Origin of the sequence: Coprococcus phoceensis (assembly GCF_900104635.1) — a bacterium.
In the GTDB taxonomy this organism is placed as follows: domain Bacteria; phylum Bacillota; class Clostridia; order Lachnospirales; family Lachnospiraceae; genus Faecalimonas; species Faecalimonas phoceensis.
The window spans coordinates 137,405-152,500 of record NZ_FNWC01000005.1 but is presented as its reverse complement, the minus strand read 5'-3'; the positions used below and the strand labels follow the sequence as shown (position 1 = coordinate 152,500).

At 41.3% G+C, this 15,096-nt stretch carries 14 protein-coding genes, 2 tRNA genes, 1 rRNA gene, 1 pseudogene, 1 riboswitch and 1 other annotated feature (2 of these 20 only partly in view); all 18 genes and pseudogenes read right to left on the bottom strand.

Annotated elements, in window-relative coordinates; genetic code table 11:
- Window positions 1-78 (bottom strand): 16S ribosomal RNA (locus BQ5364_RS00885) (it extends 1,453 nt beyond the left edge of the window).
- Between the two features lie 351 nt (window positions 79-429).
- Window positions 430-518 (bottom strand) — tRNA-Ser (locus BQ5364_RS00880).
- Window positions 519-576: 58 nt separating this feature from the next.
- Window positions 577-662: transfer RNA gene (locus BQ5364_RS00875), tRNA-Ser, on the bottom strand.
- 94 nt (window positions 663-756) lie between these two features.
- Complete coding sequence (gene ispD, locus BQ5364_RS00870; RefSeq protein WP_071143450.1) at window positions 757-1,461, bottom strand: 2-C-methyl-D-erythritol 4-phosphate cytidylyltransferase; 705 nt, start codon at window positions 1,459-1,461, stop codon at window positions 757-759.
- A gap of 1 nt (window position 1,462) precedes the next feature.
- Window positions 1,463-2,491: a tRNA (adenosine(37)-N6)-threonylcarbamoyltransferase complex transferase subunit TsaD gene (gene tsaD, locus BQ5364_RS00865; RefSeq protein WP_022249983.1), complete on the bottom strand. Its 1,029-nt coding sequence runs from the start codon at window positions 2,489-2,491 to the stop codon at window positions 1,463-1,465.
- A gap of 30 nt (window positions 2,492-2,521) precedes the next feature.
- The gene (locus tag BQ5364_RS00860) at window positions 2,522-3,433 is read right to left on the bottom strand and encodes a ribonuclease Z (protein WP_004613723.1); all 912 of its coding nucleotides are present in this window, start codon (window positions 3,431-3,433) and stop codon (window positions 2,522-2,524) included.
- Window positions 3,434-3,448: 15 nt separating this feature from the next.
- Window positions 3,449-3,679 carry a hypothetical protein gene (locus tag BQ5364_RS00855; RefSeq protein WP_004613722.1) on the bottom strand — a complete coding sequence of 77 codons (231 nt, stop codon included), beginning with the start codon at window positions 3,677-3,679 and terminating at the stop codon, window positions 3,449-3,451.
- A 108-nt stretch (window positions 3,680-3,787) separates the two neighbouring features.
- Window positions 3,788-4,210 (bottom strand): ribosomal protein S18-alanine N-acetyltransferase, encoded by a 423-nt coding sequence (gene rimI, locus BQ5364_RS00850; RefSeq protein WP_235837106.1) that lies wholly within the window; start codon window positions 4,208-4,210, stop codon window positions 3,788-3,790.
- Window position 4,211: 1 nt separating this feature from the next.
- Window positions 4,212-4,922, bottom strand: a complete 711-nt coding sequence (tsaB, locus tag BQ5364_RS00845) for a tRNA (adenosine(37)-N6)-threonylcarbamoyltransferase complex dimerization subunit type 1 TsaB (RefSeq protein ID WP_004613720.1) — start codon at window positions 4,920-4,922, stop codon at window positions 4,212-4,214.
- 2 nt (window positions 4,923-4,924) lie between these two features.
- Window positions 4,925-5,356 carry a tRNA (adenosine(37)-N6)-threonylcarbamoyltransferase complex ATPase subunit type 1 TsaE gene (gene tsaE / locus BQ5364_RS00840; RefSeq protein ID WP_004613719.1) on the bottom strand — a complete coding sequence of 144 codons (432 nt, stop codon included), beginning with the start codon at window positions 5,354-5,356 and terminating at the stop codon, window positions 4,925-4,927.
- A gap of 15 nt (window positions 5,357-5,371) precedes the next feature.
- On the bottom strand, window positions 5,372-5,881 hold the full coding sequence (locus tag BQ5364_RS00835; protein WP_004613718.1) for a YcxB family protein: 510 nt from the start codon (window positions 5,879-5,881) through the stop codon (window positions 5,372-5,374).
- 82 nt (window positions 5,882-5,963) lie between these two features.
- Window positions 5,964-6,599, bottom strand: coding sequence for an ECF transporter S component (locus BQ5364_RS00830; RefSeq protein WP_022249982.1), 636 nt, complete (start codon window positions 6,597-6,599; stop codon window positions 5,964-5,966).
- 106 nt (window positions 6,600-6,705) lie between these two features.
- Window positions 6,706-6,824, bottom strand: a riboswitch (FMN riboswitch).
- A 66-nt stretch (window positions 6,825-6,890) separates the two neighbouring features.
- Window positions 6,891-7,930 (bottom strand): annotated as a pseudogene (locus BQ5364_RS18220) (CapA family protein).
- Window positions 7,931-8,024: 94 nt separating this feature from the next.
- The gene (locus BQ5364_RS00815) at window positions 8,025-8,345 is read right to left on the bottom strand and encodes a hypothetical protein (RefSeq protein ID WP_071143448.1); all 321 of its coding nucleotides are present in this window, start codon (window positions 8,343-8,345) and stop codon (window positions 8,025-8,027) included.
- A 100-nt stretch (window positions 8,346-8,445) separates the two neighbouring features.
- A complete protein-coding gene (locus BQ5364_RS00810) occupies window positions 8,446-9,876 on the bottom strand; it encodes a 6-phospho-beta-glucosidase (protein ID WP_004613714.1) in 1,431 nt (476 codons plus the stop codon).
- A gap of 10 nt (window positions 9,877-9,886) precedes the next feature.
- Window positions 9,887-11,737, bottom strand: a complete 1,851-nt coding sequence (locus tag BQ5364_RS00805) for a beta-glucoside-specific PTS transporter subunit IIABC (RefSeq protein ID WP_004613713.1) — start codon at window positions 11,735-11,737, stop codon at window positions 9,887-9,889.
- Between the two features lie 303 nt (window positions 11,738-12,040).
- On the bottom strand, window positions 12,041-12,754 hold the full coding sequence (locus BQ5364_RS00800; protein WP_004613711.1) for a MurR/RpiR family transcriptional regulator: 714 nt from the start codon (window positions 12,752-12,754) through the stop codon (window positions 12,041-12,043).
- A 2-nt stretch (window positions 12,755-12,756) separates the two neighbouring features.
- Complete coding sequence (locus tag BQ5364_RS00795) at window positions 12,757-14,910, bottom strand: Tex family protein (protein WP_071143447.1); 2,154 nt, start codon at window positions 14,908-14,910, stop codon at window positions 12,757-12,759.
- Between the two features lie 156 nt (window positions 14,911-15,066).
- Window positions 15,067-15,096, top strand: a binding site (T-box leader) (it continues 177 nt past the right edge of the window).

The following is a 15,096-nucleotide window of genomic DNA, read 5'->3' as shown; positions in this document are numbered from 1 at the left end:
TTAAGCGCTTCGTTCGACTTGCATGTGTTAAGCACGCCGCCAGCGTTCATCCTGAGCCAGGATCAAACTCTCGTTAAAAGTGTTTGTTCCGGTTCAGATAACTGCTAGCTATCTTTCCCTTTACTGTTTTAGGTTGACATTTTCATGTCTGTTCTGAATTTTTCTCTTTTAAGAATCTTTCAGGGTTATCTTGTCATCTGTTGTTTAATTATCAATGTTCTTTGTTGTCTTGCGACAGCTATATTAGATTACCACATCTCTTTTCGCTTGTCAACAACTTTTTTCACTTTTTTGAACTTTTATTTTTTCTGTTTTTATCGCTCAATCAAGTGCTCAGATATAATACCATGTTTTCTTTTTGTTTGTCAACACCTTTTTTCGACTTTTTTCAAGTTTTTATATCAGCATTTCACATTTCCAGAAAACAAACGGAGAAGGAGGGATTTGAACCCTCGCACCGCTATTAACGATCTACTCCCTTTCCAGGGGAGCCCCTTCAGCCACTTGGGTACTTCTCCCAGCCAACTTCGGCATAAGAAAACCACCGAATCATTTTGGTTGGTGGTTTTTCTCAAACGCAGAGGGTGGGATTCGAACCCACGCGCCCTCTCGGACAAACGGTTTTCAAGACCGCCTCGTTATGACCACTTCGATACCTCTGCATATATTTTATTGTTTTTGTTTGTCGTACTCGCTAACGACAAGATGTATTCTAGCATAGTAAGCGAGTACTGTCAACACTTTTTTTAAACTTTTTTATTTTTTTTGTATTTTCGCAAAAACTCCAGCAATATCAAGGTCTTCCGGTGTTGTAATTTTAATATTTTCATAAGAGCCGCGCACTAATTTCACTTTTTTACCAAGTATTTTTTCTACCACCATGGCATCATCTGTCACTGAATATTCTTCTTTCTCAACCAATATTTTATACGCATTTTTTATCAAGTTGTTCTCAAATGCCTGAGGAGTCTGTACAAGCCATACTCTGCTTCTGTCTGGTGTCTCTTCCGCAAATTCTGATGTATCTACAATTTTAATCGTATCTTTTACTGGCATACCTGCTACACATGCTTTATGTTGCACAACTTCTTCATATACACGCCGGATCATCTCCTGATCAATAAATGGTCTGGCTCCATCATGTATAAATACGTACCCATCTTTGGATACTTCTTTCAGCCCGTTCCATACGGAGTGATAACGCTCTTCTCCTCCGGTTACAATTTTCTTCACCTTTTGAATCTGATATTTCTCAACAATTTCCTTTTTGCAGTATGTTTCTTGCCCTTTTCCTACCACCAAAATAATCTCATCTATAATCTCTGATTCTTGAAAAACTTCCAAAGAATAGCATAGCACCGGTTTGCCGATAATTTCTAAATATTGTTTTTGTGTTTTTGTTCCCATACGACGTCCCTGCCCTGCCGCCAGAACTATTGCCGTACATTTTTTCTTTTGCATACTAACGCTCTCCTAATTTTAAATTTGGAACTGCATTCAAATCCCAGCCATGTCTTGTTCCATTTAAATATTCATAATACGCAGCCACACCTATCATCGCCGCATTATCCGTGCAAAATATCGGAGAAGGATAGTAAAATTCTACATTTCGCTCTTCGCATGCTTTTTTCATGGCCGCTCGTAGTGTACTGTTAGAGGCAACTCCCCCCGCAATTGCAAACTTAGAGGTACCATATTCTTTCACTGCCCGCATTGCATTTTCCACCAATACATCTGTCACTGCTTTTTGGAAAGATGCCGCAATATCCGCCCGATTATAGTCCTCACCTTTCATCTTGCATCCATTGATATAGTTCAGTACCGCTGACTTGACTCCGCTGAAACTAAAATCGTATGGCGCATCATTGATGTGAGCCTTTGGAAATACAATTGCGTCTGGATTCCCTTCTTTGGACAACTTATCAATCTTGGGTCCCCCAGGATAACCAAGTCCAATGGCACGTGCCACTTTATCAAACGCCTCTCCTGCCGCATCATCTCTCGTACGTCCAATAATTTCATATTTTCCATAGTCTTTTACACATACAAGGTGTGTATGCCCGCCCGACACAACAAGACAGACAAACGGTGGCTCTAACTCTTTATTTTCAATGAAGTTTGCTGAAATATGTCCTTCTATATGGTGCACACCCACAAGTGGAAGATTTTTTGCGTAGGCAATCGCCTTCGCTTCTGCCACACCGACAAGAAGCGCCCCCACAAGCCCTGGTCCATAGGTCACTCCAATCGCATCTATATCATCCAAAGTCACCTTTGCTTCTGATAATGCTTCCTCGATCACCTGGTTAATTTTTTCAATATGCTTACGCGATGCAATTTCCGGGACAACTCCCCCGTATAATTTGTGCAGTTCAATTTGTGAAGAGATTACATTCGAAAGGACTTCTCTTCCATTTTTTACAACAGATGCCGCCGTCTCATCACATGAACTTTCAATTGCTAATATCATAACATCTTTTTGTTCTACCATATTTTCATCCTCTTTACCTATCTTTGCCAACTATTCTTCCTCAAACGCCAATTCCACAGACATTCTATCCTTTCCTGCTTTTGCATTTGGGAAGATTGCTCTCACATCTTCCATGTATTCTTCCGGTTTCGTCAAAGACGGGCTGTAATGTGTCAGCCACATCTCCTCCACCTCCGCTTCTTTTGCAAGTGTTGCCGCCTCATAAAAAGTCATATGTTTATATTCTATAGCTTTTGCCGCTTTTTCTTTTTCTCCATACATTCCTTCACAGATAAACAGATCCGATCCTTTCGCATTCTCTCGAATAGAATTTGTCGGTCTTGTATCGGTACAATAAGTCAATTTCAAGCCTTTTCTAGGTGCTCCAAGCACCATCTCAGGCGTATATGTTTTTCCATCTGACTCGATTGTCTCTCCTTTTTGCAAATGTTTCCAATATTGTTTTGGAATCTCCTGCGAAAGCGCTCTCTCCAAATCAAATTTTCCAGCTCTGTCAATCTCTATCGTATACCCATAACACACCACATTATGATTCACCCGAAATGCTTTTAGCCGGTAGCCATTCAATTCGAATGTCTGCTCCGGCTGTGTAATCTCTATAAATTTAATCTCAAAAGGAAGCTCTGGCGCGATGACACGCAGCGCTGTCACAACCCGTTCCAATCCTTTCGGCCCGATAAGGGTCAACGGCTCTTTCCGGTCTGCATTTCCCATTGTAAGCAAAAGCCCCGGAAGCCCGCTGATATGATCGCCGTGATAATGTGTAAAACAAATCACATCGATTGGTTTAAAACTCCATCCCTTTTCTTTTATGGCAATCTGAGTGCCCTCCCCACAGTCAATCAAAAGACTGCTTCCATTAAATCTTGTCATCAATGACGTAAGCCACCGATATGGAAGCGGCATCATCCCACCGCTTCCCAATAAACAAACATCTAACATCTGATTCTCCTATCTCTACTCTATTTCTATCGGAATTCGAAAATTCGAAATCAGTTCGTCATAGCACGCCTCACACAAATCAAACGCATGCACTTCATTGTCCTTTTCCGAAAAATACCCCCACCGTTTCTGCACAGAAAGCGTATCTTCTTTTGCCATTCCGTTTTCTACAGCAATTTCTTTCCCACATTTATTACAAATAATTTTTGTTACTTCTTTTGTCTCCTGAATGTTATACTGACGCATACAAATTCCTCCTGTGAACGAATCTCATTTCATCTGTCTGCTACGTCTTTATTATAGCGATTGCAAATCGTAATTCCTAGTGGGAACTGCTGCCTGAACTGTCAATCTCTATCCAATTTGTCTACTCATCAAAATGGCATCTTCTTCTGGTTTTTCATAGAAGTTTTTTCGGACACCATCTTTGGTGAATCCATAGTGTTCATAAAATTTCCGCGCCGGCATATTACTTTCCCGCACATCTAACATCAAACGCCCAATTTTTTTCTCTCGACAGGTCTCACAAGTGTAGTCCAGCAATTGCCACCCTACCCCTCTGCGCTGTTCTTTTGGGTGCACTGCAATTCGCGCAATTTCCCCTTCATCCATCACAAAATAGATAATACAGTACCCTATGATGTCTCCATCTTCTTCTGCGACTGTGATAAAGGACTGTCTTTGTTCATACGTCTCTAAAAGACTTTGCCTGCTCCATGCATCTGAAAAATTCAATGTTTCCAGTAATGCAACCGCCTCTGCATCCTGCTTTTTCATATTACGAAAGCTTTGCATTTTTTTCTGCCCGCTCCCTTTCTGCCTGAGACAGGCGCAGATAATCCGGCTGGTGCTCCATTGCGGTCTCCGTCTTTCCTTCTTTTAAGTATTGCATTGCGAGCGCTCCTACTGCTGCCGCACTTTGACGGTTTTTATGTGCCGGTGCAAAATGATATTCCGTTTGAAGTCCTTCTTTTAATTGTGTTTGATAAACCGGAACACCATCCCCCAGAAATGTCACTTTTTCTCCATATGCATTTAATTTTCCTATTAATTCTTCCAGCGAAATTGCCATCTGTTCTTCTACAATTTCAAACTGTTCCCCTTCAAAACGATATAATCCTGTATATACCTGATTTCGCCTTGCGTCCATAATCGGACAGAGCAGTCCGGAATTTCCATATAAATTGTACGCCAATCCGTCCACTGTCGGAATATGGATCAATGGTTTGTTCAATGCCAGACCAAGTCCTTTTGCAGTTGCGGAACCAATACGAAGTCCGGTAAATGATCCAGGTCCTCCTGCCACCGCAATCGCATCCAATGTGTTCAGGTCAAACTCTGTCATTTTGACAATCTCATCCAACATCGGAAGTAACGTCTGTGAATGTGTCTTTTTATAATTCACTGTATACTCCGCCAAAATCTGTTCTTCTTCCACGATTGCGACAGTTGCAACCAAACCAGAACTATCCAATGCCAATATCCGCATATCTACGCCGTCCTCTCTTCTATTGTAATTTTTCTATAATCGAATCCCTGTTCCAAATCTTTTTCAATCTGAATCTCGATCCGTTCTTTCGGTAGAATCTCTTCAATTAAATTTGCCCACTCAATCAATGAGACGCCTTCTCCATAAATATAGTCTTCATAACCGATCTCATCCATCTCTGTGATATCACCAATTCGATACACATCGAAATGATAAAACGGCATTCTGCCATCATCATATACCTGCACAATGGTAAATGTCGGACTGCTGATTGGTTCTTTTATCCCAAGTCCATGAGCCATCCCCTGCGTAAATACAGTTTTTCCCACTCCAAGGTCTCCTACCATTGTATAAACTTGGCCCTTTTTTGCTTCTTTTCCGATCTTGAGTCCAAGTTCATAAGTCTCTTGTGCACTTCTTGTCTCTATTATCATTTCAAAATCCTCTCTTTATCCTGCAATATGTCTGATTTTTACATTCTTAGGCGGCATATGTGTAGAAATCATCTTCACCGCCGCCTCATACTGCTCTTCCATAGACTCTCTCGGGAAAATCAGCGCCCGCATCCTTGTCACATATAAAATCACCGCACGGTTCGTGCTGACCGCCTTGGAAAAATCCTCCCATTTGTTGGTCACTTCCAGTTCCCCTTGTCTTACCGTTACGCCTTCTTCTGACAATTCATATTCTAATGGCTTTTGAAACATCTTCGTTCTTTGTACCTGTGTCTTTGCCTTTCCTTTCAGGGAAACCGGCGTCACCACCAAGAACAGTGCCGCTAATATAAATGCCGGCATCGCCGCCATAGAATCTCCCGACAGCATATAATTGATTCCCATCCCAAGGGCAAGCACTCCAATCATTGCTCCCAGCAAACCACTCATATGTGTATACGTATGATACAGCAGAAAATCATACATGATCTTATCCGTCATCTTCACTTCAAATTTTACAGACATGTGTTTCCTCCATCTAAATTGATATTTCACACGAATAATGCTGTGCTATAAAATTATAGCACAGCATTTTCATGGTTACAACTTACTTGTTCATTTTAAAAATCGGACTGATTTTCTTATAAATCAGGAACACAATGAAAGATACAAGTACCCCTTTCAGCAAATTAAACGGAGCTACTGCAAAAATCACAAACGTAGAAAGACTTGTAATTGAGTGGTTCACAGCTGTTCCCATCGCGACCAACGCATCGATTGGCATCTCGAATGCTTTTGCGTATACCGGAAGCAGCACATATGCATTCAGAATACACCCGATCACCGTCATAAATACGGTTCCTACTGCCATTCCCGCAAGTGCACTCTTTCTCGTATGATATTTTTTATAAATCATCCCTGCCGGCACACACATTGCACATCCTATTAAGAAGTTCGCTATATCACCAACTCCCCCTGTTGTAGTACCGCTGATCACCACATTGAGAATTACTTTAATCAGTTCCACGATCGCTCCTGCCAATGGTCCCATTACAAAACAGCCAATCAGCACCGGAATTTCACTGAAATCGATTTTGTAAAACGGAGGCGCAAATGGAAGCGGTACTTCAAACTGCATCAAAATAATCGCAATTGCAGACAGCATACCGATCTGCACGACACCGCGCACTCCAATTCTTTCCTTTGATTTTTCTCTTGTTTCTGTCATTGTTGTTGTACTCATTTTTTTCTCTCCTTTTCTTTACAAAAGGAATTCTTCTTTCGCGCATGCAAAAATGCCCTGAATCAAAAAATTCAGGGCATCTATTATCGTTGTGATATATTGCACACACCTTCTTCTCACATCCAGACTTTACTGTCGGTACTGGAATTCCACCAGTTCAGCCATTTTCATGGGTCGCGGACTGTAACCGCCGGTAGGGAATTACACCCTGCCCCGAAGAATCCTTATTTACTTCTCGTATATTATATGCCAATATAAGCCGTTATTCAAGTATTTTTTACGGAAGCATTATCATTTTTCCCGAATCACTCCTGTTTGATCTATCTCTACATTCGGAGACAAATTTTCTAAAAATCCAAATAATTCCATCTGTTCTTCTTCTGCATCAAGATACTGCGTTGTATATCCTGTCTGAAGCGCCGGTACAAAAGACATTTCCCGCAATCCGTCTATGTCTATCTGAAGCTTTAATAATCCGGTATATTTTGTCTCACCATTAAACCAAAAATCTCCAAGACTATATACAATCGGTTTTCCATCTACATATTCCATTCCTTGCAGGACATGTGGATGACCGCCCACAACAATATCTGCTCCGGAATTCAGGAATTCTCTCCCCATCTGCTGCTGCACGTCATTAAAATCATTTGTATCTTCTGTCCCCCAATGAATATATGCAATCAGATAATCACATTGTTTTGCTGCATCTGAAATCACCTGATTGTACGCTGTCGTATCATATGCAAGCAGAATTCCGGAACTGTCTTCTCCCGCCTGTGGTGTATAGCGAATTTTTTCCTCATTCGACGCTCCGACAAACCCGATCTTAATTCCATTCCAATAAAATATACCGGCTTTTTTGCTTCTTCCAGGTTTGATCCTCCGCCAACATATGGAATATCTGCCTGTTTTAAAAGCTTCATCGTATCCTGAAATGCATCTTCACCATAATCGTATACATGATTGTTAGAAAGCGCAACAAGATCAGTCCCCATCTCTTTCAACAATTCCATACGTTTTGGATGTGCCCGAAATGTATAATATTTCCCTGCAAGCGACGCACCACGGTCACTGATCGCATATTCATGGTTCACATAAAAAATATCACTTGCATTTGTAATCTCCAACAATTTTGGGGAAATACATTGTGCCAAATCATTGACTTCATCATAATGATCCAGCACAAATCCATCTTCTGCAAAACACAGATCTCCGGCAATCGTCACTTCTGCCTGTTCTTCTTTTTTCCCATCCCGCTCATAAATTCCATATTGTTTTGCGGTCTCCGCATCATTCAAATAACCTTTATAACGATCATAGGCAACATGCATGCTCTCCCCTGCAGCATGATAAACGGATTCTTTTGTTAATTTTCCGTCCGATGCAAGTTCCAGCACTTCCTTTTTTGCTTTTTCCGGATAAGTTTCAAAAAAACCAGTCCGAAAAGGACTGCATTTCTTCTACTGCCGCCGGCACTGCCTCTTCTCTTTCTGCCAAATAGGATTGATAAAGTTCTTCCACTTCCTGTTTGCCATTTTCTAGCTGTTCTTGTTTTAATGTTTCCTGTTTTTTAGCATCTTCAAGTCTCAGTAACTTTTCATTTTGTCTCTTCTGAAAAAATATGATTGCAAAAACAGCCAGCAAAATGAAAGGCACTAAAACTGCTGCAAAAAACAGCTTTCGGATCTTTTGTTTCCTTTTTTCTGCCCTTCGTTTTCGGATACCTCTTGTTTTATGCCTCTCCATCTTCATCCCTCTTTTGTACTGTTTTTCTGCTTATATTTTATCAGAGCCCTATAGAGACAGCAAGAAAAAAGATGGGTAAATTCCCCATCTTTTTTCTTGCTTACAGTATTTCTCCATTGCTTTGGATTACCTGTTTATACCATTCAAAGGATTTCTTCTTTCTTCTCTCTAATGTACCGTTTCCTTCATTGTCTTTGTCAACATAGATGAATCCATATCGTTTTTTCATCTCTCCTGTCGTGAAAGAAACACAGTCAATGCAGCCCCAAGGGGTGTATCCCATCAATTCCACACCATCAAGTGACACTGCTTTTCCCATCTCCTCAATGTGCGCTTTCAGATATGCAATTCGATAATCATCCTGAATCGTGCCATCCTCTTCTATTTTATCAATTGCTCCAAATCCATTTTCCACGATAAACAATGGTTTCTGATAGCGTTCGTATAGTAAATTCAGTGCATATCGAAGCCCGATTGGATCAATCTGCCATCCCCAGTCCGACATTTTTACATATGGATTCGGAACACTTCCAGGGAAACCGTCAACTCCATTGCCTTCCGCAACATGATCTGCCTTCACCGCATTTGTCATATAATAGCTCAAACCAATATAATCCACAGTACCCTGACGTAAAATTTCCAAATCTCCCTCTTCCATCTTGATTCGGAATCCTTTTCTCTCCCATTCTTTCAAAGCGTAAGACGGATATGCCCCGCGCACATGCACGTCTCCAAACAGGTATCGGTCATGCATTGCTTCCACAGAGTACATCATGTCTTTTGGATTGCAGGAATACGGATAAATTGGAACGCATGCAAGCATACATCCAATTTGAAAATTTGGATTGATCTCATGTCCTTTTTTCACTACCAACGCACTTGCCACCAGTTCATGATGCACCACCTGATACATGCACTCTTCCGGATTTTCCTCCTGCTCGAAAATCACACCGGAACAAGTATACCCAAACAGCGGATACTTATAATTTTTCTGGTTGTTAATCTCATTGAATGTCATCCAGTATTTTACCTTGTCCCGGTAACGTTTCATTACAGTCTCTGCATATTTGACAAAGAAATCAATTACTTTCCGGTTTTTCCAACCACCGTATGCTTTTACAAGATGATACGGCATCTCAAAATGAGACAGTGTCACGACCGGTTCAATATTATATTTGAGCAATTCATCGAACAAGTCATCGTAAAATCGAAGTCCTTCTTCATTGGCACACTCATCGTCCCCATTTGGGAAAATACGTGTCCATGCAATCGAAGTACGGAAACATTTGAATCCCATCTCTGCAAATAATTTGATATCTTCTTTATAATGTCCGTAAAAATCAACCGCTTCATGGTTCGGATAGTAATGCCCTTCCAACACTCCGTCTGTAATTTTACGATCCACTCCATGCGCTCCCGCTGTCAGCACATCTGCGATGCTGACTCCTTTTCCGCCTTTATTCCAGCCACCTTCTACCTGATGGGCAGCAACTGCGCCGCCCCAAAGAAAATCTTCTGATAATTTTTGCATTTGTCTCCTCCTAACATGTCACTTCCATCACAGACTCCAACGCTTTTACTGTTTTCTCGTCCTCTATCTTCATGTCTTTGACCTGATCCATATTCACAACAATAAAAATTACTGTAGTATCAAAACCTTCTTTTTCCAACAATTCTTTGTCAAATTCCACTAATAAATCACCTTTTTTCACTGATGCATCTGTCTTTGTGTGGACTTTGAACCCTTTTCCATCTAATTTTACAGTGTCAATCCCTATATGAATCAATGTTTCCAGACCATTTTCACCTGTTAACCCAACTGCATGATTTGTGTCAAATAAAGCGGATATTGTTCCATCAAACGGTGCATAAACTTTTCCATCATTTGGAATGATTCCAACACCCTTTCCCATCATTTCCGATGCAAATGCCTCATCGTTAACTTTTGAGACAGGAATTACTTTTCCACTCACCGGGCTTGCCACTTCCACTGTTCCTTCTGTCAGCTTTGTCTCTGGCTCATTCTCGTTTAACTCTGTAATCTCTTCTTTAAATCCAACAAGATATGTCAGCAGTGCCCCCAGTACAAATGACACTAAGATAGAAATCACCAATCCGATAAATTGTGTCATATGTCCTGCTTTAAAATATGCCGGCAGTGTTGCGATTCCCGGCATGTTATAGCTCCAGGATACCGCCTGAAATGCTCCGCCGATTCCTCCGCCGATCGCACCTGCGATACATCCACAGATCATCGGTTTTTTCAGTCTTAAATTGACACCGTAAATCGCAGGTTCTGTGATACCAAAAAGTCCTGTGATCGCCGCTGAGAGGGAAACTCCTTTCATCTCTTTGTCTTTCGTTTTTAAGAATACTCCAAGTGCTGCGCCAGCCTGTGAAAATACTGCCGATGCCTGAAGTCCTGTGAAAGTATCATATCCTAGATTTGCATAATTTCCTACCGTAACCGGAGTGATTCCCCAATGCACACCAAAGATTACAAGCACTTCCCAAAGTCCTCCGACTACCACACCGGCAACAATCGGGCTCAAGCCATAAAGTGTATTGTAGATATCTCCGATTGCTCCGCCGATTGTATTTCCAACCGGACCGAACACCAACAGAGTAAGAGGAACCATAATCGCAATGGTAAACATTGGTGTAAACAAATTTCGCACCACAATCGGAAGTACTTTATCAAAAAATTTCTGAACATAAGATGCAATCCAGATTGCCAGAATAATCGGAATCACCGAAGATGTATAGCTGAGAAGCTGTACCGGTATACCCAAAAACTTAACTGGATCCCCTGCATTTACCATTGCAATATAATCCGGTGACACAAGTGCACATGCAATTACAACCGCAATAAATACATTCACATTAAATTTTTTCGAAGCCGTCACTGCAATCAATACAGGTAAAAACGTAAATGCCGTCCATGAAACAAAATTCAAAATCTGATACGTTCCACCTGTTGTGTCAATCCAATTCAGAGCTACTAATACACCAAGAATCCCCTGCAAGATACCACATGCCGCCAATGTATATAAAAATGGGGCAAAAATGCTGGAAATGACATCGATGATCCGGCTCACAACTCCTGCTTTCTTTCCTGTATCCTGAATCTCTCCGGATTCTACGTGCACCAATTTCATCACAAAAGCATATGCATCCGACACATGATTGCCAATGACAATCTGATATTGACCTCCTGCCTGTACAGTCGTAATGACACCCGGAATTTTTGCTACTTTTGCTCCGTCTACAACCGATTCGTCTTTTAAAATAAAACGAAGTCTTGTTGCACAGTGTGTGACGTTTACAATATTCTCGTCACCGCCAAGTTCTTTTACAATTTCTTTTGCCGTAATGGAATAATCAATTGCCATAGCCTTCTCTCTCCTTTTTTATTTTCTGCATTTAGTATAACAGACAGCCAAAAGGCTGTCTGCTCTTTCCCCTTGTTTGGGTACATGTATGCTGTTTTGAAATTTGTTACAAATCCGGCACATCTTGTGCCATCTTGATATACTAGTGTTCTGTCTCATTCACTTTCAGCATAATGACACAGAATGAATTTTCAGTCTGCAAGGCGGCGGAGTGAGGCGATGCGGTGGCATCGTCGATTGACGACAACGCAGTAGAGTGGAATTCAGGCAAGTCATTATGCGAAATATGAATGATACAGCACACTAGAGTCTTCTCGCAATCGTTTCCATCAGAAACAGTACCGGAACCTGTGAGGTCACATTGTACCGCCCTTCCACAAATCTCTCTGTCACAAAATAAGACAGATTCATGTCCGAAATTTTAGACAATGTGGAAGAATCCTTGTTTGTGATACTTAAAATCTTACACTGATGACGTTTGAAACTTTCTGTCATCTCGATTGTCTGTCTGGTCTCGCCCGACTCTGATAGCGCAATCACAACCGTGTCAATATACGTGTCTCTGGAAATTGGATAGTACGGATCATCAATATACTGACTGAATTTTCCCACATTTGAAAAATACCTGGCGCCATATCTGGCAAGTGTTCCTGATGAACCAACTCCGATGAGAATTACCTGCTGCGCTCCTCTGACCATATCAACCGCTCTGGAAATCTGCTCCTCAAATGCACTCGTATGAACACCCTGAAAATAATGCAGCAACTCACTCAAATCATTCTGTGGCTGAATTTCCTTTCTGCTCTCCAAGTACAATTTAAATTTCACCCGAAATTCCGCATATCCATCACATCCTGCTTTCTTGCAGAATCGCATAATCGATGAAGTGCTGACGTGAACCGCGTCTGCTAATTCCCGAATTGTCATGTACTGTACCTGACTACTGTTTTTCATAATGTAATTGTAAATGACCAGCTCTAAGTCATTAAAAAGCTGAATGGTTTCATACGAGAACATTTTTATATTCCTTTCATCGTCAACTGAATTCGTTTTTTCTTCACATCCACACTCATCACTTTTACATCTACAATATCTCCGACACTTACCACTTCCAATGGATGCTTGATAAATTTTTTATCTGTAATCTGCGAGATGTGTACAAGACCATCCTGATGCACTCCGATGTCCACAAATACTCCAAAATCGATGACATTTCGGACGGTTCCTTTTAAAATCATGCCTTCTGTCAGATCTTTCATCTCCAGGACATCAGTTCTTAAAATCGGTTTTGGCATCTCATCACGCGGGTCACGTCCCGGTTTTTCCAATTCTTTTACAATGTCGCGCAGCGTAATTTCTCCGATGCCGAGTTCTTCTGCAAGTTTTTTATAATCTTTGATTGATTTGGAAAGCCCCTGCAAATTTCCTCCTGTGATATCTTTTGTTGTAAACCCTTGTTTTTCCAGCAGTTTTTCTGCCGCCTCGTAACTTTCCGGATGCACACTTGTCGCGTCAAGCGGATTTTTTCCACCCTGAATTCTCATAAATCCGGCACACTGCTCAAACGCTTTCTGTCCCAATTTTGCCACCTTTAAAAGCTGCTTTCTGCTCGTAAAGCTTCCATTTTCTTCTCTGTATGTGACAATATTTTTTGCGATCGCATTGGAAATGCCGGAAATATAAGCTAAAAGCGGTGCAGATGCAGTATTTAGATCCACTCCGACTTTATTTACACAGTCTTCCACAACACCGGACAGCGCTTCGCTTAATTTTTTCTGATTCATATCATGCTGATACTGTCCGACACCGATAGATTTCGGATCAATCTTCACAAGTTCTGCAAGCGGATCCTGGAGACGTCTCGCAATTGACGCCGCACTTCTTTGTCCTACATCAAAGTTCGGGAATTCTTCTGTTGCAAGTTTGCTTGCGGAATATACGGAAGCCCCCGCCTCGTTTGTGATAATATATTGCACTTTCTCCGGAATCTCTTTGAATAATTCTACAATAATCTGCTCTGATTCTCTGGAGGCCGTTCCATTTCCAACTGAAAATAACGTAATTCCGTATTTTCGAATCAGTTTCTTCAGTGTCTCTTTTGCTGCCTGAATCTTCTGAGGAGTAGTCGGTGCAGTCGGGTAAATAACAGTCGTATCCAGCACTTTTCCGGTTGCATCTACTACTGCAAGCTTACATCCGGTACGAAATGCAGGATCCCACCCAAGCACAACCTGTCCAACAATCGGCGGCTGCATCAAAAGTTGTTCCAAGTTCTTTCCAAAAACCTCAATCGCGCCGTCCTCTGCTTTTTCTGTTAGATCACTTCGGATCTCACGCTCAATCGCCGGCGCTATCAAGCGCTTATAGCTGTCTTCAATTACTTCCTGTAAAATCGGTGTTGTATACACATTATCTGAAGAAATGACTTTCTTTTCCAGATATTGCAAAATTCGTTCTTCCGGAGCCTCCACCTTCACAGTCAATATCTTTTCCTTTTCTCCACGATTCAATGCAAGAATACGGTGTCCGGCAAGTTTTGTAATCGGCTCTTCGAATTCATAGTACATCTCGTACACGGATTCTGTCTGTGCATCCTTCGCTATTGAAGTAATTTTTCCTTGTTTCGCAGTCAGATCTCGGATATAGATGCGGTAATCCGCCTCATCGGAAATATATTCTGCAATGATATCTTTCGCCCCATTGATTGCTTCCCCCGCCGTCTTTACCTCTTTTTCTTCCGAAATATAAGATTTTGCAGCTTCTTCTATCGGGACTTTTGTCTTTTGCAGCGTGATCAGTGCTGCCAGAGGTTCAAGCCCTTTTTCTTTTGCGATTGTCGCCCTCGTTCTTCGTTTTGGTCTATATGGACGGTATAAATCTTCCACAACTACCAGTGTCTCTGCTGCAAGAATCTGCAATTTCAATTCTTCTGTCAGTTTCCCCTGCTCTTCAATTGTCGCAAGCACCTGCTCTTTTTTCTCTTCCAAATTTCGAAGATACATCAGTCTTTCGTATAATTTTCGAAGCTGCTCATCATTTAACGAACCAGTTGCCTCTTTACGGTATCTGGAAATAAACGGAATCGTATTTCCCTCATCGATTAACTTTACAGCCGCTTCCACCTGCCATTCTTTCACGCCAAGCTCTTCTGTTATTTTTTGATTTATATCCATTTCTAAAATCCTCTCTGTTCTACGCATGATACATTATTGTTCACACTCTCTATGCTGCTTTTGCGATCGACTGATATGTGAACTGTAACTATTATATCCAAAAATCCAGTCATTGACAAATCATTTTCCAATGTTATAATAGGGGATATAGAAACAGAAAACACGTTGATGAGACGAGTAAGATGT